We start from the raw sequence: 20,584 nt of genomic DNA, 5'->3' as shown, positions 1-20,584 counted from the left end.
TTGGATGAATCAGAACGATAACGAACAGGTGTATATTAACGGCTTGCAGGAAAGGGCAGCGTCATTGAAGGGGATCTGGCAGGAGCTTGCAGGATATGTGGTGGAGATGGCTGAATCCACGTATTTGCGCGGAGATGAAAAGGCATATTTAATTACAGAGGAAATCCTTCAAAAACAGGCTGCCGCAACGGGAAAACCCCTATTCGAACCTTTGCTGAATGTGCTTGGGCAGCTGGCGAACGAACGGTTGGTGGAACGATTCCGTTACATTGCTGACCGCGCCACAAAATACCCATACAGCATCATGTACGAACGCCGTCCGTTTCGAACTGCCGATCCTGAGCAGCATATTGGACAGGTGATTCGTAAACTCATTGGACTGCTGCGCATGGAGATGCGGCAATTTTCCCTGGACGAGTATGTATCTGTTCGTGAATACAAGTTCGATCATTTGTATGAGATCCGATCCGTGCTTTCGGATTGCATCGCTTATGAACTGGACCATCAGAACGGGGATATAAAGCAGGCGTTGCACGATATCATATATGGCGACAATCAGTCGGCGCTGCTTACTGGCGAGATGATCAAAGGTATATTCATGAGTGACCAGGCAGAAGCGTACCACATGGTGGGTGAACTGCTAGTGGCAGCAAGGCTGCAGGAGGGTCTGCGCCAGAGTATCGTTGAACGGATGGATGAAGGCACCATTGAAGCATTTATATACATATTAAAAGTAATTATCGATCACAATCTGATTCGTTTCAGTTCAGTGGTTAGAGCGTTAGCCGTATGGACAGGGCTCGGTATTGAAGCGGCCAACACGCGCGTTGCGGCACAGTTGATTGAGCAAGCTTATGACGCATTGACGGACGCAGCCGTTCGCGAAGCTTGGGAGCAGGATTCGAATGCCAATAAGATATTTATCAGTCTGTGGGCAACGGCAGTTATTGAAGAGGATCATCTCAATGACAAATTGATCCGTATTATGGATCATGGTCAGATGTATCAGAAGATTGTTGCTCAATATGTGCTTGCGAACAGTCAGAATCGTGAGCTGCGGCTAAGCATTGCCCGTCGCTATTTGGATGTGCAGGATCTGGAGCTGATGCACTGGATTATCCAGAACTATGATGCCATGTACATGCATAACTGGCACTTCGAGAATGGAGAGAATCAGCGCAGTATCCACATTTCGCCACTGCCTATCTTTGAAGACAAGGCAACACGGCGTCATGACTTCGATCAGTTCAAGCAGCTGCTGGACCGCATTCCCCAGGGAGGGGAAGGTGGGCCATCTGGCGTTCTTGAACATGTCCATTTCCGGATTGAACGAAATGATGTAGTCAAAAAAATGCTCTATCTGGCTGCGTATGATATGGACCCCGATTGGATCGGAGAAGTCATTGCAATCAAGGACATGCTGAGCCCGGAACTTCGAGGCGAGCTGTTATCCCAGTTCGTTCAGCAGCCCGAAAACAATGTACAAAGACAGTTTGTGTTCGAGAGTCTATCCGACAAAAGCATGAGCAACCGGGAGAGTGCTCTTGCCAAAGTGAAGAAACTTGAGCTGACCACCGAAGAGATGAAGCAGATGGAGGCTTTGCTCAAACTGAAGACCGGATCGCTTCGCCAGAAGGTCATTCAGGTTCTTTTGCTGCAACCTGTGGATCAACTAACGGTTTCACTGGAACGCTTGCTGAAGGCGAAGAATGAATTGCAGCGTCTGGGCGCACTTGAACTGTTGACCGAAATATCGGCAGATTCGGGACGTGCAGATCAGCACGAGCAATTACAGCCATTAGCCAGACTGATCCAAAAGCCTACCGCGAAGGAGCAAAAGCTGCTGGACAAGCTGACAGAGGAGGCCAGCCGGTATACCGCTTCGAACGGTTTTGGCCTTTTCAATCCTTCCCGGGAGGAGCCATTGCTGCAAGAGAAACGTGATTTTAGTGGTTTCAGTCCGAAGGATATCTTCACCCTTTCCCTGGAGAAGGCCAAACCGTTTATGGAAGGATTAGATGCTCTGGTTCATCAACACAGGGATCAAGAGTATGAGGTGGAGTATTATGCGGGCTACCGAGAAACGCTCTTGATTGGAGCGACTCTGCGCTCCATGGTCTCCTATACGGAACGGAATAAGATGAAAGAGATGGAGCAATACCCTCTCCATGAAGTTTGGGAAGCGTACGTTGCGCAGAGTGATCTGAACAGCTTGGAACTGATGCAGCTATTTTTTGTGTTGCAATTCAGCACATTGAGCGGCAGCTTAAATGAACATTACAGCTATTATCACGATCAATATGATTATAACGAATTAAACAAAATTCCGTTATTGGAAGGCTGGCGCAAGTCCTTTGCCGAACAGACATATCCTCTTTCCTATATGGAAGAACTGAAGCAGATTGCGGCTTCGCTGACCTATAAGGATCAGGTTGCTGAATTGATCGCAGCAGCGTTCAAAGACAGCAACCCGGCAGATACGTTCGAGATAGCGGAGAAGACGTGGGCTTCCATTATCGCAAGCATGCCGGACGATCAACTGGAGAAGGAAACCGGAATGCTTCATATTCTGACGGAACGGTGGAACTACCTGGTAAGAAGCAGAATATACGATGATGCCAGTTTCCAACGGTTTTTCCAAACGGCTTATCAGTTTATCAACCTTGTGGGTAATACACAGCGTTTCTCCCTGTTATCATTCGAAGATTACCTGCGGGCATTCAAATTGCGTTTGATTGATGATCAGACCATGTATCGTCAGTTGCTAACCGGTGGGGATCGCTTTGCATTCATTCGTGAGTTGACGTCGACACGGACGGAAGGTATCTCCGATGATCCGGAACTGGTAGAGCTGCGCAATACCGTCGTTGAACGAATTTTGGAGATCGAACTGACACGAGGCGAGCTTTCCACGGAAGTCAGCACACTGGCAATGAAGTTTGAACGAATGGAAGGCATGGAACATTGGGTGCATCTTGTCTCAGCCATGGATAAGGATACGTTTGTACGAGGCTATATTTACAGCTACGGGGATAACACAACACGCAAGGAGACATTCAGTCATCTGATTCAAGTCTGCCATCCACGTGAGGGTGAGGATGCGAAGCTCCTGGGGCAATGGCTTGAGCAATACCCGATTCAAGAGAAAAAGTTGTTGGAAGCGGCCATGTACGCACCGCAGTGGATGGAAATCGTATCGAAGCATTTGGGATGGGAAGGACTCCGCAGTGCAGCGTGGTACTTCCATGCCCATATTAATGAACGTTTTACAGCTGAAAAGGAAACCATCGTCGCTCACTATTCACCGATATCGCCGCAGGAATTCAACGACGGAGCATTTGATATTGCCTGGTTCGAGGAAGCTTATGCAGCTGTCGGTGAGGAACGGTTCAATCTGTTATATGATTGCGCCAAATATATATCTGGTGGAGCAAACCACCGCAGATCCCAGTTGTTCGCGGATGCAGCGTTAGGGAAGCTTCGTCTGGAAGATATGCGTCAATCGGTGCAAGAGAAGCGCAATAAGGACCATCTGCTTACGTACAGTTTGATTCCATTCCAGGCACAGCAGGAACAGGATCTGCGCGAACGTTATGACTTCATTCAGAAGTTCCTGCATGAGAGCAAGGAATTCGGAGCCCAGCGTCGTGCGAGTGAAGGTGCCGCCGCGCAGATTGCTCTTGGCAACCTGGCCCGCAATGCAGGATATACGGACGTCACCCGGCTGATCTGGAACATGGAAGCGAGCAAGCTGGATGAGATGAAATCCTATTTTGAACCGAAGGCCCTGGATGAGACAACGACAGCACAATTGGTCATTGATGAGGATGGTCAATCCGAGTTGGTTCTTGTAAGTAAAGGGAAGACACTCAAATCGGTACCTGCACGGTTCAAGAAAGATGGATACATTACAGAGTTGAAGGAATTAAAAGGGGATCTGGTCCAGCAGTATCGCCGGGCAAAACTGGAACTGGAGCGTTCCATGACAGCAGAGACTTCCTTTACCGTGGGGGAAGTTGCGAGCCTCATGCAAAATCCGGTCATTCGACCGCTGATTCGTACGTTGGTATTCCAATCAGGTGACCGTTTGGGGTATTTCGATGCGGAATCTGCTTGCCTGATTGTACCTGGCGAACATCGTGCCACGCATGCATTGGAGGAGCAGGATACACTGGTGATTGCACATCCGCTGCAATTGTTCCGCAGCGGGACGTGGAGCGAATTCCAACGGGATCTGTTCACTCGTCAGGAACGTCAGCCGTTCAAACAGGTCTTCCGTGAGCTGTATCTTCCCAATGAGGATGAGCTCGCGAATGGAACCGTATCACGACGATATGCCGGGTACCAGATTCAACCGAAGAAGACTGTTGCCCTGCTTAAAGGTCGTCAGTGGACAGTCAGTTATGAGGAAGGCTTGCAGAAGGTCAGCTATGAGCATAACCTGATTGCCAATTTGTATGCCATGGCAGACTGGTTCTCTCCGGCAGATACGGAGGCACCCACGCTGGAGACGGTACAATTCTATGACCGCAAAACGTATAAACCTGTAGCTTTGAAAGAAGTACCGCCGATCTTCTTCTCAGAGGTCATGCGTGATGTCGATCTGGTGGTCAGTGTTGCGCATGTGGGCGGGGTTGATCCGGAAGCCAGCCTGACAACGATCGAAATGCGTCATGTTATCGTCAATGAATCACTGCGACTACTCAAAATAAACAATGTACGACTTGATGGCAATTACGCACGGATCGAAGGTGAACTCGGTGAATATGCCGTTCATCTCGGCAGTGGCAATGTGTTTAAGCAGGCAACAGCTGCGCTTTATATCGTACCTGTGCATAGCCAGCATCGGGGAAGAATTTTCCTGCCATTCTTGGACGAAGATCCAAGAACAGCTGAGATTTTATCCAAAATTATGCTGCTTGCAGAAGATAAGAAGATCAAGGATCCACAAATTCTGGCACAGCTGAAGAGCTAGAATGAGCTCGAGATCGCAGGCAAGATGAGGTTAGGACAGATCGAGTACGGTCAGTAGGCATGGATGTATGATTTAAGTAAGTTCCACTAGAAAAATGCGACACGATTTGCAGTGCGTAATGAAGAAATAGCAGCCGGGGTACCTGTTAAAAGGGACTTCGGTTGCTTTTTATTTTCCATGTGTAATGAAGGCGTACAGTGCATCCGTTTTCAAAAAGACTTTGGGCCCAAGTGTTCCGACGAAATTCCTTAATCTGATAATTAATTGAATAAATTGTTATCTCGGGTGTGGGACATAACGACTGTTTTTAAAAGTGAATGTTTTGTATGACTTTAGTTACAAAAATGTAATTAACCCGTTTTCATACGATGTTATCCGAACTTAACAACACATCATACCTAAGAACTAATTCGCTCCATTCGGCTCCATTTCCAAATTTAAGGGGATGCAATTGGTCTCAAGGTCAGCTATCGTAAGGAAGCGAAATTGCTCGCTCGCTTGTCGAGCCGCACTTTTCGTAGTGATGTGCAGGGCTGCCTGAATGCTTGAAGGGCTGGGACAAGCCAGTTTGCATTCCCTTGTATACATGTATCCAACGATGTGTGCAAGAAAAATGATCAAGAGAGAAGGAGAGCTTACAAACATGAACAGAAGACTCAACCTGATTTTCCTCAAACGATGGTTTATGCTGTTAATCATCGTGGCGGTTGCGGCCATGCCGTTACACGCCTTCGCCGCAGAGGCAGAATCCGGGGCAGATCGCCCTTGGATGAACAAGTCATTATCTGCGGAGGAACGTACCGAGCTGCTGCTCAAAGCGATGACGCTGGAGGAGAAAATCGGATTCGTTACCGGTAAAGTAAATAACTATTATGGTTTCTATAATGATGGATTGGAGCGCCTTGGCATTCCGGCATTACAGATGGCGGATGGACCCGCAGGGGTACGTGTCGCGAACCCGGATGTTCAGGACAAAAAGTCCACGGCACTGCCTGCACCAATCGCGCTGGCAGCATCCTGGGATACGGATCTTGCCAAGCAATATGGTGATCTGATCGGGCAGGAAGCGCATAATACAACACATAATGTGGTACTTGGCCCTGGGCTGGATATTGCACGTACACCATGGGGATCACGCAACTTCGAATCTATGGGTGAGGATCCGTTGCTGGCTTCCGGCATGGGTGCAGCGTACGTTAACGGGATTCAAAGCAACCCTGTTATAGCAACGGCGAAGCACTACATCCTGAACAATCAGGAAACAGAGCGTTTCACCACGAATGCAACAGCCAGTGAACGTGCCATTCAGGAAGTCTATGCACGTCCGTTCCAGGCCATGGTCGAAAAAGCGGATCTCGGTTCAGCAATGTGTTCATTTAACCAGGTGAACGGTACATATGCTTGTGAGAACAAGGAGATGCTGACGGATCTGCTCAAGGATCAGTTTGGCTTCGAAGGTTTCGTCATGAGTGACTACGGTGCCAATTTCAGTACAGCGAAATCGGCTAACGCGGGTCTGGATCTGGAAACACCAGGGGAGCCTTATGGCAAATGGGGAACGCAGCTGCTGGAAGCCGTAAACAAAGGTGAAGTCAGCGAGCAGACCATTGATGAGAAGGTCCGTCGCATTCTGCTCCAAATGTTTGAGAAAGGGCTGTTCGATAACCCTGTAACCAATACGCAAATCAATGCAAAGGCAGATGGCAAGCAAGCACGCGAAATTGCAGAGCAGAGCATGGTGCTGCTGCAAAATAACGATAACGTTCTGCCTCTGTCGAAGAAAGAACTGAATTCCATTGCCGTCATTGGACCGGATGCAGACACTGCTTCTGCAGCAGGTGGAGGCAGCAGTCTCGTTAATCCGACATATACAGTGAGTCCGCTCGAAGGGATTCGCAACCGTGCAGGCAATGGCGTGGAAGTGAAGTATGCAGCCGGAACGGATCCAATCTCCGCAGGGGATGCATTTAACGGACCATCCGCTGTACCATCTACTCTCCTGTCCCCGGCAAATGCCGAGAAGAGCGAGCAGAACTATGGTACGGACAAAGCGGAATACGGTCTGCGTGCCGAATACTGGACCAACACGAACATGGAAGGTGACCCTTCTCTGGTTCGTACAGACAATCAGGTCAACATGAATCTTGGATTTTATAACTATGAAGGGTTCAACGCCCAGTCATCCAAGCTTCCGGTTACACCAACGAAATTCAACAGTAAAATGTCTGCACGTTGGACGGGTTCCATTACAGCTCCCAAAACGGGTGACTACCAATTGTCTCTGACCAGTCTGGGATCTGCGAAATTGTACGTGGATGATCAGCTGCTCGTAGACAATCAGGGTGAAACGCTGAGCACAACGAAGAAAGCAATTACGTTAAAAGAAGGCGAGTCCCACAACATTAAGATTGAATACCGTACTGATTTCCCGGTACAGACCAGTCATGATATGGGTGCCCAAGTCCGTTTCGGCTGGGAAGCGCCTGAAGATGCGGTGGATGCCAAAATGCAAAAAGCCGTCGAGCTGGCCAAAAAATCGGATGTTGCCGTTGTCGTGACACGCACGTATGACAGTGAAGGTTATGTGGACCGTTCCGATCTGGAACTGCCGAACAACCAGGAGCAGTTGATCCGTAAGGTTGCAGCAGCGAATCCGAAGACGATTGTTGTACAGATGAGTGGTCGTGCCGTGGAAATGGATTCCTGGCAAAAAGAAGTACCATCCATTGTTCAAGCCTGGTATGCAGGTCAGGAACAAGGTAATGCCGTAGCCCGTGTTCTGTTCGGTGATGTGAACCCATCGGGTAAATTGCCAGTGACGTTCCCGGCAGATGATTCGCAAACACCAGTATCCACTGCGGAACAATTCCCGGGTGTGAATGGCGTGGGTACTTACTCCGAAGGAATCTTTGTAGGCTACAAAGGGTATGACAAAGAAGGCATGACACCGGCGTTCGCGTTTGGACACGGTCTGTCTTATACCGATTTTGACTACCGTAACCTGCACGTGAAGAATACAGGTAAAGGCGACGATGCTACCGTAGAAGTGTCCCTGAACCTGCGCAATACGGGTAAAGTTTCAGGTGCAGAAGTTGTACAAGTGTACGTAGGCAATCTGCCAACGAGTGTGGAAACACCGGAAAAACAACTAGCTGGCTGGGCCAAAGTCGATCTGAAGGCAGGCAAACAGCAGCGCGTTAAAATCAAACTGGATCGCAGTGCACTGTCCTATTGGGATGAAAAGTCACATGAATGGGTAATGCCTAAGGGTAAGGTATCTATTTATGTCGGCAGTGCATCGGATGATATTCGTCTGACAGGCAGTGTGAATATCGGAAGCAAGTCCGGTAAATAAAAGGAAGAAGCAAAAAGTCGTGGCCAATGGGCCGCGGCTTTTTCCACACCTGGAGAGGAGCGTGAGATGAGATGAAGTCACGTTGGAGAGAGAGGAGAACAGCATGGATCATCCTGTCGCTCGGTGTATGCATTGTGGCTGGTTTCGGCGTATGGCGGATGACATGCCACACCGAAGAGGATGCCATTCCGCCACCAGTAGAGAAGAAACCCGCAACAGCTGAAGTATGGCTGACAACCGGAGATCAGCAGCATTTATTGGAACCGCAGCAGCCGATTTCCTGGAATACATCGGAGGCGAATGATTCCGACGCAGATTCAGATTACACTATAATTATTGATCCGTCCCAAACGTATCAGACCATGGATGGGTTCGGTGCCGCCATGACAGGCTCGTCCACCTACTTGATCAACCAGCTTCCGCCAGAACAGCGAGTACAGTTACTTCAGGAGCTGTATACCACGGAAGGCTTGAATCTGGATATGGTGCGTCATACCATCGGTGCCTCCGATTATTCGGTGGATACATCAGGGAAACCATCAAGTTATACGTATAATGATATCGAATCGGGTACGGATTATGATATGGAGCACTTTTCGATCGACAAAGATCGGGAAGTTGTGGATATGCTGAGACAGATCGTTGGACTGAAGCCGGACATCAAGGTTATGGGCACACCATGGACTGCCCCGGCCTGGATGAAATACGGCGAGAAGACCATGAATGGCTGGTATCTGGATTACAGCAATCCTCAAGTGTATGAAGCTTACACACGTTATTTCGTAAAATATATTGAAGCCTATCAGGCCCAAGGTGTACCCATCTATGGAATGACGCTGCAGAATGAACCGGAGTTCACCACGGCTAGCTATCCGAGCATGAGTATGGGAGCCGAAGAACAGGCCATGTTTATCCGGGATTACCTTGGGCCGGCCATGCAAGAGGCAGGAATGGACACGCGAATCATCAGTTATGACCATAACTGGGATCAGGCAGTGGAGTATACAGGCAGCGTGCTTAGCGACGAAGCAGCTGCATCCTATATTGATGGTTCGGCATTCCATTGTTATGCAGGGGAGCCTTCTGCCATGACGGACGTGCATGATCGCTTTCCGGACAAAAACATCTATTTTACAGAATGCAGTGGTGGGGAATGGAGTCCTGAGTTTGGCGATAATCTAAGCTGGCAGATGTCCAATCTAATGATCGGTGCTTCGCGAAACTGGGCCACAAGCGTACTGCTCTGGAATATTGCACTGGATCCGCAAGGCGGACCGACCAATGGCGGCTGTACGAATTGTCGGGGGGTGGTGACCATTAATCCGGATACGCGCGAAGTGACTCGTAATGTCGAGTATTATGCGCTTGGACATGTCAGTCGTTATGTGCGTTCAGGAGCCATAAGAGTGGAGTCTACCCAAGAATCGGATGAACTGAAAAACGTAGCTTTTCGCAATCCGGATGGAACCATGGTGCTCGTTGCGGCTAACACAGGGAACGAAGATGCTGCCTTTCATGTCGTCATGGAAGGAAAGACATTTCAATACACACTACCATCCCAATCCGCTGCCACGTTTCGTTGGAAGCCGGAGGTCAGCTCGAATAGCTGAGTCAGGATGAAAGGTAGATAAAGCCAATCATAACATCAACTTCTATTTCAGTATTTTGCATCATTCGATTCTACTTGCTCCTCGTATTTATGTAATATAATCATCCTATGGGAGGAGTGAGAAGTGAAAATGATGCTTATACCATACCGTAAGCAGGATCATGCCAAGCTTGTTGCCATATGGGAACGTGCTGTAAGAGCAACACATACGTTTCTTGCAGAGGGGGATATCCTTTTCTATAAGAGTGTGGTGAGCGAAGCCTTGTCAGAGATGGAAATATGGGAAGCGGTGGACTCAGCGGATGAACCTGCTGGTTTTATTGGAATGGACGGCAAGCACATTGAGATGTTATTCGTAGATGTGGACAAGCATGGACAAGGTGTCGGACGAAAGCTTGTCACGCATGCCATTGGGCTTAAGGGAAATGATCTCAAAGTGGATGTGAATGAACAAAATGAGGGGGCTGCCCGGTTTTATACCCGAATGGGGTTTGTACAGACAGGCAGATCCGAGCTGGATGGCTCGGGCAATCCTTTTCCCCTGCTACATTTGGAGTTGAAATAGAAATCCCCCGCAACCACCATCAGGAGATGGTTGGCTGCGGGGGATTTTCTGTGCATTAGTGTGTCTCATCATCGAGAAATGGTTTGTTTACCGCATAATACATGAAGCCCATCAGCAGCACGCCCCCAACCAGATTACCGAGGGTTACCGGGACCAGGTTATGGATAACTCCGCCAAACGAGATCGTTCCCGGATGATTCAGCACAAGCGCGATCGCAAACGTACACATATTGGCTACGCTGTGTTCATAACCCGAGATGAAAAAACAGAAGACAAAGAGCATCATGGCGAACATTTTGGCGCCGTTCTCCTTCATGAACATCGGCACGAAAAACGCCAGACATACGAGCCAGTTACACAGAATCCCCCGGAAAAAGAGCTGCATCGCCGGTGCCTCCATTTTGTGCTCCACCACACTTAGCAGAAATCCATTGACCTGAGACGAATCGAATAATCCCGTCAGATAGATTAATAGAGCGAAGACAGCCGCGCCCATCAGGTTTCCGCTGTAACTGGCAATCCACAGCTTCACCACTTCGAACCAGCGCAGCTTCTTCCTGAGTGCAGCGTACGTGTAATAGAACGTATTCCCGGTAAAGAGGTCACCCCCGCCGTAGGCAATCAGAATAATGGCTGCTCCGAACGTAAGTGCGGCCATAGGGTATGTAAATGGGGACTGCTCCATATAAAAGAAATTACCTGTCTTAAATGCCACGATTACGCCAAATCCGATAAACATGCTCGCCAGCATGGAGCGTGCAAGGTACCGGATCAAACTTTGTTTGTAAATCTTGTGCTTCTTCAAGGCTAGTTGTTCAACGTTGCGTAAACCTTCAGTTTCCATAATTCGCCTCCCGTTTCTCGGTGTAATGCTTACATTATAACGAAAATTTGGAAGAAGGGTGGTATGAGTTTAACTACCACATCAGCAGCTCCGCTAAACATTTCCATTTCGGATCATGTGGCACCTCAAAATATGATGGTTACGACTTCACTGGATAAGGGTACATGCAGGAACTGAGAATCTCAGCCTTCTGTTCTGCTGTTCGATCACGCGGTGCCAGTTCTTCTGCGTAGGAACGCTCCAGTTTGGCTCTCATGAAACGCTCAGCATATTCATTGGGTCGGGAGTGGAAGTCTTTGGTGTACTCGGCATAATCATGTGCATCCCGCACCTTTTCCAGCACACTGTTCAGCAGAGGGCTACCTGCATATAGCAGGGAGTCGGTTTCTTCGCACTCAAATTTAAGGAACATGATGGCCTTCTGCAAAGCATTGATCTCACCTTGGGTCAGGTAGACAGGCTTCACGGCATGTTCTCCCGATTCTTCATTGGACTGACCTGTGTTCTTATAAGCTTCGTGTTCATGTGAAGAAGGATCATGTTTGCTCATTCACTATCACTTCCTTGGTTCGATTGTAATACCCGCTTCGCAGAAGGGCCGAAATCGGGATCGGATTGAAGCGACTCTAACGCAGATCGAGCACCGGCAACGTGTTGATGTGCAGCAAGAACAGCGAAGGCGGCTCCCTTGACCAAGATGTAAGCATTCCTCTCCAAAACCTCCAGAGCCAATTGAATCTCGGCTTCGGTCACGGGCAATAAGGCTAGCGTCTGCAAGGCATAGTTTTGTACATCCTCATCTTCGTCCGAATCACGAACAAGCTGCGCGGCAGCATGTAGGATGCCATCCAGCAGCCCAGAGGAGCTTGCCAACCCAAGGGCGCGCCAGGCTTCGATGCGTACCAGATCTTCTTCGTGAGCATTCATGCCGATAGCGAGAACTTGCCGAGTAAGATGATGATCTGTTAACTCGACCAGATTACGGAGAGAATGTAACTGTTCTTCTCCGCTGACTTCGTCAAAATCAGGCTGTTCATTGTCGTTAATGTTGTTGTATTTGATATCAGACATAGTCAATCGTTCACCTCCTGAATGAAGCTAGGATTGGGGTGGAAGCTGGATGGGACGAGCAGCCAGTGCTTCTTCCACAATCTGTTCGGGGGTCAGGTCCCGATCATCCCAGAAAATCAGATTACTGATCTCCGCATAAGGCAACTGCAGCTGCAGCTCGGTCAGCATATCATCCAGTTCCGCTTCAGTTCCTTCGGCATTCATCAGCTTGCGAACCCGTTCTACCAATTGTCCATGGTCGGACATAACAAAACCTCCTGAATCATTCATAATGTAAGTAATCACTCGATCCGTATAGCAAGATTGCCAAACTGCTCTCCCTTTTCCATACGTTCAAATGCCTTCGCTGTATCCTGTATCGGATGCACACTATCGATTACAGGATGGATATTATGATCTTCTACCCATTGCAGCATCTGGACAAACTCTTCATGGCTTCCCATGGAAGTGCCGATTAGGCTAACTTGAGGGAAGAAGATGGATCGAATCGGAATAGTCAGATCATCTCCAGAGCTTGCGCCATACATCACGATCCGGCCACCGGGCCGGATCATATTAAAATATTGGGGAAATAGTGCCTGTCCGATGCTATCTAAAATCAGATCCACAGGGTCAAGTTCGTTATGCTGACTCCAATCCTCATGACTTCCGAATGCTTGTACAGCTCCCAATTGAATAGCTTCTTGTCGCTTAAATTCGCTCCTTGAGGTTACCGTTACCTTGGCTCCGGCTGATACCGCCATGAGAAGGGCACAGGTCGCTACACCACCGCCAATGCCGGGAATTAGAACATGTTCTCCTTGCTGCAGACCGCCACGGGTGAATAACGCACGATAGGCCGTCAATGCCGATAAGGGTAACACCCCTGCTTCTTCCCATGTTAGATGAGAGGGTTTAGGTAATGCATTTTCGGCAGGGATAGTAATGTACTGTGCAAGTGTTCCATCCGTTGGTCCCCCTACAATCTCGGGCACAATAGGCACATCTGCTGCACACTTCCAACCCAGAGTTGGATGAATAATGACTTCATCACCTACAGAAGGGTGAGTTACTCCTTCGCCAGTTTCTACTATTATACCAGCCCCATCGGAGCCTGGAATGAGCGGAGCGTCATGGGTTGTGCGACCTGCCATGATGAAGAGATCGCGGTGGTTGAGACCCGCTGATTTTAACTGGATTTTGACTTCGCCATACCCAGGTGCTTGACTTGTAGATCCTGTAAATTGAATACCTTCGAGGCCACTGCGGCCTGAATGTATAATAGCTTTCATAATGTTATTCCTCCCGTTGATGTAATTAAAGGTCATGATTGAACCTCATTGTACAGTTGGGGTGGTTTCACGTAAAATGAACAAAAATGAATGTGGGTATCAATAAAAACAATAGCTAGTAAGCAGGTGATTATCGTGGATGCAGGAGATCTAAAAATATTTCGGACAGTTGCTCGAGAGGGAAGTATTAGTAAAGCAGCATTGGCACTGAATTATGTGCAGTCCAATGTTACAACGCGGATCCAACAGCTGGAAAGTCAACTTCAAGTTCCACTTTTTCATCGCACGAACCGGGGAATGGTACTCACGCCTGCTGGAGATCATTTGCTCGGGTATGCAGATAAAATACTGGATTTGTTGCATGAAGCAGAATTGTCGACTCAAATAGGAAGTAAACCTGCAGGAAAGCTTCGTTTAGGTTCCATTGAGACAGCGGCCTCCAGCTTCCTTGCTCCATTCCTGGCTAAATACCATTCCTGTTATCCAGAGGTACAGGCTTCACTTGTCACAGGAGGGACCCATGAGCTGAATCAGAGGGTCATGCAGTATGAATTGCAAGGAGCCTTAGTCTATGGGCCAATTGATCATCCTGAACTGAACTATATCAAGGTGTATGATGAGGAACTGGTTCTAATCGCGGAACCCGGCTTGTATCAGATGACCGAAGTATTAGGTAAACCGATGTTGTTCTTTGAGATCGGGTGTACGCACAGAACCCAAGCTGAAGCTTATCTAAATAGCTGTGGTGTTCATAAGCTCAATGTAATGGAGTTTGGAACACTGAACACGATACTAAGTGGTGTATCTGCCGGAATGGGGATATCCTTACTCCCACGTTCTTCCGTTATCCAAGCTGAAATAAGAGGAGAAGTTTCAGTGATATCTTTGCCAGAGCCATACTGTAGATTGGAAGTGGGGCTTGTACATCCCCGAAGTGAACATCTATCGGCCGCATTACGTGGCTTGCTGGAGATGATGACAACCAGGCCAGAAACAAAGAAGGGAAATGAGATTTAATTTAGCAAACTAAATTGAACTGAGCACTGTTATTAATAGAGAGTTGCGAAACTCAATTCCTATGAATAGCAAAGTGAGGTTTGATGATAAGCATGTGGTTCATACCAAAACTGATCTGTGCAGCAATCATTGCTTTACCGGGTTCTCTTCCTGTTCCGAATCAAGAACGAATTGTATTGGCCGAGATCCAAGAAAATCAACAAGACATTACATTAAGCGCAACAACCAAACCTGTTCAAGGGATGTACTCCGGAATTACAGTCATATGGAACAACCAAACGAAATTATTTCCATGGGAAAACATCAGCGAACCAGCTTATTACCCGGAAGTGGTTACCGCCAATATAGATGGCAAAGGTCAGGACGAAGTGATCATTATACTTACGACTGGAAAAGGTACTGGGGCGCGGGGCTCATCCATTCATGTGCTACAAGAAGATTGGACCGAAATCCACGTCGGGGATCCGATAGCGAAAGCTCAGAATTCGTTGTCTTCGATCTACAAGGAACACCAGGCAACGGTTGAATACACGATGAACATTGCAGGTAAAGAGTATGTCTATTCTTATCCTGCTGAAGATGCGGGAATGTGGTTTGACGAGGCGAGTATTGGTCGTATTCTGAGGTGCCGGGTTTCGGACAACAAGCTGATTGCCGAAATCCCGGTGCAAGTTTCTCCCGGCACGTATACAGGTACGATTGAAGTTGAATTCAGGGCGTACAATGGTGATTTGATACCCTCAGAAGTCAGTTACATAGAGGACCTCTAGTCAGTAACTATGCTCATATCCAGATCATTTGGAAGACTCTATCTCACTTATGGAGGAGGATGTTTCGTGGAATCTAAGGCTCTTGAACCGATTCGAACTCTTTTGGATCAGGCGTATCAGACCGTAATGGGCAGAAGCTGTACTCCGGAAACGGAGCAGGCAATAGCTGATTTTGAGAAAAAGTACAACGTTCATCTTCCCGAAGCATACAGGGATCTTTTGCTATATTATGGCGCCTGTAACTTCGGTGATCCTGCTCTTTATTCCACTAAAGAATTGGACTGGGCATACCCTGCATTTGTAGAGGCGTACCGTGAATATAAGAAAGAATATGACCTGTCTGAAGAGCTGAACCCGTTCCCGATTGGCGGCTTTGGAGAAGGGAGCATTGCTGTTCTTGAACAGAACACGGGTAAGGTACTAATGCTCATCCACGATTATGCAGGAGATTATCCATTTCAAGAGGTGGCTCCTCACTTTAACGGACTAATGGAGATGCTGGCTGAGTCTGCGATCTGGGTTCAGGAACAGATGAAATAGTTATTTGACAGACTGCTCTTGAATGTATTTACGATAGAGGGCAGGCGTAATTTCTTCGAATTTTTTGAAAATTTTAATAAAATACCCCGATTCGTTAAAGCCCAGCTCATCACTAATCTGTGAGATCGGCATGTCGGTCACCTCCAGCAACTGCTTGGCCCACTTGATTTTGAGCTTGGCCAGATAGGTTGTGAAATTCTCACCCGTTTCCTTGGCAAACAGTCTGCTGAAATAGCTTGGGCTAAGGTGGCATAGATCTGCCATGTGTTTCAAAGTAACCTGTTCACTCTTGTGACTGTGAATATATTCAAAAGCAGGCTGTAACGCCGGGCTGGTGCATGCATTATCGCTTGGGCTGTTTTTGAGATACGCATCCGCAATCGCATTGGTCATTTCCTTTTTGATGGATTCAATATTACGAATGGAATAGCCAGGAAGAATCGTGGACAGATTAACGGATTCCGGAGACCCGGAAGCCTTCTCGAACATCTCCACCAGCAAATTTTTATTGAGAGCTTCCTCTACGATATAGTTGCAGAGCAGGGACAGCATATTGGAAATTTTGACGATCTCTTCATACGTCATTACGGGCAGTTGGTCATAATCGTCCTGGAGTTCCTGCAGCTTCGCTTCATGCATAGGCACGTTTTTGGAAGAGACGATCTGTTCCAGATCAGTGCCTTTATCGGGATCTGCAAGTTTAACTTGCCCTGCCAGTACGGCCCCAATGTATTTCCCATCAATCGTGATGGGAATGGCGATATCAATAATATTAAAATGACACAAGTAAACATAGGGTTCATTCAACCGAACCGCTTCCAGGCCGCCGCGAGAATCACATTTTTGGCAGTAGGGAAGCAGTTCGGGGTCTTTGCGTACATTTTGGCAGAACGCTTGGCAGCTGCTGTGGCTGGTCACCGGAATGCCTTTGTAGTCGACGGTCAGGATGGCCAGTTTGGTTACATTAGCCAGTGAATCCTGTAGACGCTTCCATTTATTCAGATCGAGAATTTTATTAATATGCAAATATTCTTTAATCATGGGGTGAACCTCCATACAAACCGGATTGCCGGCTCTGAGCCGTGAAAAGTTAGCAAGTTGTACATATTAGAATGAGATGCGAACGGGTAATGTAAGAGGATGTCAACATTCAACATTCAACGATCCAATGACAATAAGATACCATGATTTCAGCAAAAAGCAAAAAATTACGATTGCAAATTATAATAATTTGTTATCAAAGTCCAATGTATCACTCGCATCCATGAGATATATTTAGGTTAATTGTGAATCATTAAAATTTGATGCATTAACTCTAACTTTCATACAAACTATCCTTTAGGAGGCATTTACCCTTATGAGAAAAGCATTTATCAGTCCAACGAAATACGTGCAAGGCGAAGATGAATTGTTGAACCTTGGTTACTTTGTGAAATCCTTCGGAGATTCCGCCTTGTTGATTGCACATCCGGATGATGTACAACGCGTGAAGACGAAGCTGGATGCAACAGCAGAGAAGTTCAATATTACCTTTGTTGAAAGCGGTTTTAGAGGGGAATGTTCCCGTGAGGAGGTGGCGCGTCTACAAGAGATCGCGAAGGAAAAAGGATGCACCTGCACCATCGGTCTCGGAGGCGGCAAAGCCATTGATGCAGCCAAATGCGTAGCGGAAGGCGAAGCACTGATCATCTGCCCAACGATTGCTGCAACAGATGCACCAACAAGTCACTCTGCGGTATTGTACACACCGGATGGTTCTTTTGACGACTACGCTTATTTCAAACAAAGCCCAAGTGTCGTTCTTGTGGATACAACCGTAATTGCCAACGCTCCAACACGTTTTCTCGTATCCGGTATGGGAGATGCGCTCTCTACCTACTTCGAAGCAAGAGCAACAGCAAAATCGTATTCCCGTGTAAACGCAAGTCTGCCTATGGGTTCCCGCGAAGGATATACTCCATCGGCTGTAGGTACGAATGCAGCACTAGCACTGGCAAAATTATGTTATGAAATGCTGCTGACGGACGGGGCGAAAGCAAAAGTAGCCAGCGACAGCAACGTCGTAACTCAAGCGCTGGAAAATATCGTTGAGACGAACATTCTGTTGTCCGGTCTTGGATTTGAAAGTGGCGGTCTGGCTGCAGCACATGCCATTCACAACGGATTGACGGTTCTGGAGGGTACACATCACTTCTTCCACGGTGAAAAAGTATCATTCGGTACGATTGCCCAGCTCGTCCTTGAAAATGCACCAACCGAAGAGCTGCATGAAGTCATGGACTTCTGTCTCGCCGTGGGACTGCCTGTAAGCTTGGCGGATATCGGTGTAGATACGATTAGTCAAGAAGAGTTGTTGAAAGTTGCAGAGATCGCTTGTATTCCGGAAGAATCCATTCACGCCATGCCATTTCCGATCACTGTTCCTGAAGTGGCTGCTGCCATTGCAGCGGCTGACCGTATGGGACGGGAATACAAAGCTCGCCGGGAGGCAAAGTAATGAAGAAAATTATCAATCAAGCTGAAAATGTCGTGATGGAAATGTGCAACGGGATTGCGCTGGCGCACCCGGAGCTGGAATTTTTGAAAAAGTATAAAGTCATCAAACGTAGAGAGATTAATGCAGACAAAGTCAGCCTCATCAGCGGCGGCGGCAGTGGCCATGAACCGGCTCATGCTGGTTATGTGGGGAAAGGCATGCTGGATGCTGCGGTATGTGGAGATGTATTTGCATCTCCTTCCCAGATTCAGGTGTACCAGGCAATTAAGGCAACGGCCAGCAATAAGGGGACACTCTTGATCATCAAGAACTATAGCGGTGACATGATGAATTTCAAGAATGCTGCCCATCTGGCGGAGGAAGACGGTATCGACGTACAGTATGTGCGTGTTGAGGACGACATTGCTGTACAGGACAGTCTGTACACCGTAGGACGCCGCGGCGTAGCCGGAACGGTTCTGGTGCATAAAATTGCCGGAGCTGCAGCTGAAGAAGGGCGCAGTCTGGCAGAGGTGAAGTTGGTGGCCGAGAAGGCAGCCCAGAACGTACACAGCATTGGTTTTGGATTTACGTCCTGCACCGTGCCTGCCAAAGGGACCCCAACGTTCGAAATTGCGGACGATGAGATGGAGTTCGGCGTAGGCATCCATGGTGAACCAGGTATTCGTCGCGAGAAGATTGTTTCTGCTGATGAGCTGGCGGGCCGCATGGTTGAAGCACTGCTGGCAGACATGAAGCTGGATGGCGACACATCCGCAGAGATTGCTGTTCTTGTGAACGGTTTTGGCGCAACTCCACTGCAGGAATTGTACCTGCTTAACAACTCCGTTCAGCGCGAGCTGGCAAGCCATTCGGGTCTTCATGTCGCTACCACTTTTGTTGGCAATTACATGACCAGCATCGATATGGCTGGCGCATCACTGACACTCCTGAAGCTGGATGATGAGCTCAAGTCGTTGTTATATAAGGAAAGTGATACACCTGCATTCAAGGTTTCCGGTCCTCCGGCTTCACAAGCAGCATACTCCGAAGCACTTGAAGCGGTTGTAGGTGAAGAAGCTCCGGTTTCCTACGAAGTGGAGACACCTGCATCCGCAGCAGTGATTAACAACAACCAATTCTCCCTGGACAATATCGTGTACCTGATCGATAAGATGGGTGAGATCATCATCAAGAACGAGGTACCGTTCTGTGAACTGGATTCTCATGCAGGGGACGGCGACTTCGGGATGAGCGTGGCAAAGGGCTTCCGTCAGCTGAAACGCGAATGGAATCATATTATCAGCGAAGAGAAGAAGGATATCGGTTCGTTCTTGGATGCATGCTCACTCGTTATTATGGAGTATTGCGGCGGGGCATCCGGTCCAATCTGGGGTTCGGCATTCCGCGCAGCGGGCAAAGCTGTAGGAGATAAACAGCAGCTGACGGTATCCGAATTTGCCGAAATGATGCAAGCAGCCGTGCAAGGCATTCAATCCACGGGTGAGCGTTCCTTCGGACGCGGCGCAGTTGTGGGTGACAAGACGCTGATTGATGCACTCGTACCTTGTGCTGATTCCTGGACACAAAGTGCAAATGCAGGTGATGACTTCAAAACCGCATTTGCCAAAGGGGCGCAAGCGGCAGTCGAAGGTGCGAAGAAAACTGAAGACATCGTGGCTCGCATGGGCCGCGCAGGTACGGTTGGAGACCGCAGTCTGGGGTATCCGGATGCTGGTGCATACGCACTAGGAGTTATTTTCACAGAGCTCTCTGAGTCAATGAAATAAATAGGGAATGCCAGTGGTCGTTTGATCACTCCGATGGCAGGCCATACTTTTGGTAGCTGTTTAGTTAGCGTCTACGTTCCAGTGTAATCATGTTTCACAACCTTTCCAACGTTTTGTCCAATGGAGGTGAGGGAAGAAAGACCACTCTGTAGTTTGGTTACAGAGTGGTCTTTTTGGTTTAAGAAGCTATAGCAGCAGGGCAGAAATTTGGTGTCCTCATGCCAAATAGTGTAATCTGGAGAACAGATACTTAGGAATGTGTATGGATCAGCACTCAAATTGAACGAGAAGGGATCAGGAT

At 48.1% G+C, this 20,584-nt stretch carries 15 protein-coding genes; 9 read left to right on the top strand and 6 right to left on the bottom strand.

All coding sequences use genetic code 11. The annotated features are described in order from the left end of the window. Positions 1–4 precede the first annotated feature (4 nt). The 4 genes from ABGV42_RS17000 to ABGV42_RS16985 all read left to right on the top strand — a co-directional run bounded on the left by ABGV42_RS17000 (position 5) and on the right by ABGV42_RS16985 (position 10,504). Entirely contained in the window at positions 5–4,975 is a 4,971-nt protein-coding gene (locus tag ABGV42_RS17000) for a DUF4132 domain-containing protein (protein ID WP_347382694.1), read from the top strand. A gap of 643 nt (positions 4,976–5,618) precedes the next feature. Next, positions 5,619–8,330 (top strand): glycoside hydrolase family 3 C-terminal domain-containing protein, encoded by a 2,712-nt coding sequence (locus ABGV42_RS16995; RefSeq protein ID WP_347382693.1) that lies wholly within the window; start codon positions 5,619–5,621, stop codon positions 8,328–8,330. A gap of 71 nt (positions 8,331–8,401) precedes the next feature. Further along, the gene (locus ABGV42_RS16990; RefSeq protein ID WP_347382692.1) at positions 8,402–9,940 is read left to right on the top strand and encodes a glycoside hydrolase family 30 protein; all 1,539 of its coding nucleotides are present in this window, start codon (positions 8,402–8,404) and stop codon (positions 9,938–9,940) included. A gap of 123 nt (positions 9,941–10,063) precedes the next feature. Continuing rightward, positions 10,064–10,504 (top strand): acetyltransferase, encoded by a 441-nt coding sequence (locus tag ABGV42_RS16985; RefSeq protein WP_347382691.1) that lies wholly within the window; start codon positions 10,064–10,066, stop codon positions 10,502–10,504. Between the two features lie 55 nt (positions 10,505–10,559). On the opposite strand, the gene ABGV42_RS16980 is transcribed toward ABGV42_RS16985, so the two are convergent. The 5 genes from ABGV42_RS16980 to ABGV42_RS16960 all read right to left on the bottom strand — a co-directional run bounded on the left by ABGV42_RS16980 (position 10,560) and on the right by ABGV42_RS16960 (position 13,690). Beyond that, positions 10,560–11,348, bottom strand: a complete 789-nt coding sequence (locus ABGV42_RS16980; protein WP_095361044.1) for a formate/nitrite transporter family protein — start codon at positions 11,346–11,348, stop codon at positions 10,560–10,562. Positions 11,349–11,487: 139 nt separating this feature from the next. Further along, entirely contained in the window at positions 11,488–11,898 is a 411-nt protein-coding gene (locus tag ABGV42_RS16975) for a hypothetical protein (RefSeq protein ID WP_347382690.1), read from the bottom strand. Continuing rightward, entirely contained in the window at positions 11,895–12,425 is a 531-nt protein-coding gene (locus ABGV42_RS16970; RefSeq protein ID WP_347382689.1) for a hypothetical protein, read from the bottom strand. The genes ABGV42_RS16975 and ABGV42_RS16970 overlap by 4 nt, the downstream gene beginning before the upstream one ends. Positions 12,426–12,446: 21 nt before the next feature. Then, positions 12,447–12,665 carry a hypothetical protein gene (locus tag ABGV42_RS16965; RefSeq protein WP_347382688.1) on the bottom strand — a complete coding sequence of 73 codons (219 nt, stop codon included), beginning with the start codon at positions 12,663–12,665 and terminating at the stop codon, positions 12,447–12,449. Positions 12,666–12,700: 35 nt separating this feature from the next. Next, complete coding sequence (locus ABGV42_RS16960) at positions 12,701–13,690, bottom strand: zinc-binding dehydrogenase (RefSeq protein ID WP_347382687.1); 990 nt, start codon at positions 13,688–13,690, stop codon at positions 12,701–12,703. A gap of 135 nt (positions 13,691–13,825) precedes the next feature. Between ABGV42_RS16960 and ABGV42_RS16955 the strand changes: the two genes are divergently transcribed. From ABGV42_RS16955 to ABGV42_RS16945, 3 genes are all read left to right on the top strand, one after another. Next, positions 13,826–14,707 (top strand): LysR family transcriptional regulator, encoded by an 882-nt coding sequence (locus ABGV42_RS16955; protein WP_347382686.1) that lies wholly within the window; start codon positions 13,826–13,828, stop codon positions 14,705–14,707. 92 nt (positions 14,708–14,799) lie between these two features. Continuing rightward, a complete protein-coding gene (locus ABGV42_RS16950) occupies positions 14,800–15,477 on the top strand; it encodes a hypothetical protein (protein ID WP_347382685.1) in 678 nt (225 codons plus the stop codon). A gap of 66 nt (positions 15,478–15,543) precedes the next feature. Next, complete coding sequence (locus tag ABGV42_RS16945; RefSeq protein ID WP_347382684.1) at positions 15,544–16,017, top strand: SMI1/KNR4 family protein; 474 nt, start codon at positions 15,544–15,546, stop codon at positions 16,015–16,017. Here the strand turns inward: ABGV42_RS16945 and ABGV42_RS16940 are convergent, their stop codons facing one another. Beyond that, the gene (locus ABGV42_RS16940) at positions 16,018–17,058 is read right to left on the bottom strand and encodes a PocR ligand-binding domain-containing protein (RefSeq protein ID WP_347382683.1); all 1,041 of its coding nucleotides are present in this window, start codon (positions 17,056–17,058) and stop codon (positions 16,018–16,020) included. A 316-nt stretch (positions 17,059–17,374) separates the two neighbouring features. Between ABGV42_RS16940 and ABGV42_RS16935 the strand changes: the two genes are divergently transcribed. Together ABGV42_RS16935 and dhaK are read left to right on the top strand one after the other, a co-directional pair. Next, on the top strand, positions 17,375–18,514 hold the full coding sequence (locus ABGV42_RS16935; protein ID WP_347382682.1) for a glycerol dehydrogenase: 1,140 nt from the start codon (positions 17,375–17,377) through the stop codon (positions 18,512–18,514). After that, entirely contained in the window at positions 18,514–20,283 is a 1,770-nt protein-coding gene (gene dhaK / locus ABGV42_RS16930; RefSeq protein WP_347382681.1) for a dihydroxyacetone kinase subunit DhaK, read from the top strand. The genes ABGV42_RS16935 and dhaK overlap by 1 nt, the downstream gene beginning before the upstream one ends. Positions 20,284–20,584: the final 301 nt, after the last annotated feature.

The sequence above is a fragment of the Paenibacillus pabuli genome (genome assembly GCF_039831995.1).
In the GTDB taxonomy this organism is placed as follows: Bacteria; Bacillota; Bacilli; order Paenibacillales; family Paenibacillaceae; genus Paenibacillus; species Paenibacillus pabuli_C.
This window is presented reverse-complemented; position numbering and strand designations above follow the sequence as displayed.

Bases quoted from the DNA above. Each gene is read 5' to 3' on its own strand.
- ABGV42_RS16995 (WP_347382693.1), top strand. From the start codon at position 5,619: ATGAACAGAAGACTCAACCTGATTTTCCTCAAACGATGGTTTATGCTG.
- ABGV42_RS16965 (WP_347382688.1), bottom strand. From the start codon at position 12,665: ATGTCCGACCATGGACAATTGGTAGAACGGGTTCGCAAGCTGATGAAT.
- ABGV42_RS16960 (WP_347382687.1), bottom strand. From the start codon at position 13,690: ATGAAAGCTATTATACATTCAGGCCGCAGTGGCCTCGAAGGTATTCAA.
- ABGV42_RS16990 (WP_347382692.1), top strand. From the start codon at position 8,402: ATGAAGTCACGTTGGAGAGAGAGGAGAACAGCATGGATCATCCTGTCG.
- ABGV42_RS17000 (WP_347382694.1), top strand. From the start codon at position 5: ATGAATCAGAACGATAACGAACAGGTGTATATTAACGGCTTGCAGGAA.
- ABGV42_RS16980 (WP_095361044.1), bottom strand. From the start codon at position 11,348: ATGGAAACTGAAGGTTTACGCAACGTTGAACAACTAGCCTTGAAGAAG.
- ABGV42_RS16940 (WP_347382683.1), bottom strand. From the start codon at position 17,058: ATGATTAAAGAATATTTGCATATTAATAAAATTCTCGATCTGAATAAA.
- ABGV42_RS16935 (WP_347382682.1), top strand. From the start codon at position 17,375: ATGAGAAAAGCATTTATCAGTCCAACGAAATACGTGCAAGGCGAAGAT.
- ABGV42_RS16975 (WP_347382690.1), bottom strand. From the start codon at position 11,898: ATGAGCAAACATGATCCTTCTTCACATGAACACGAAGCTTATAAGAAC.
- dhaK (WP_347382681.1), top strand. From the start codon at position 18,514: ATGAAGAAAATTATCAATCAAGCTGAAAATGTCGTGATGGAAATGTGC.
- ABGV42_RS16950 (WP_347382685.1), top strand. From the start codon at position 14,800: ATGTGGTTCATACCAAAACTGATCTGTGCAGCAATCATTGCTTTACCG.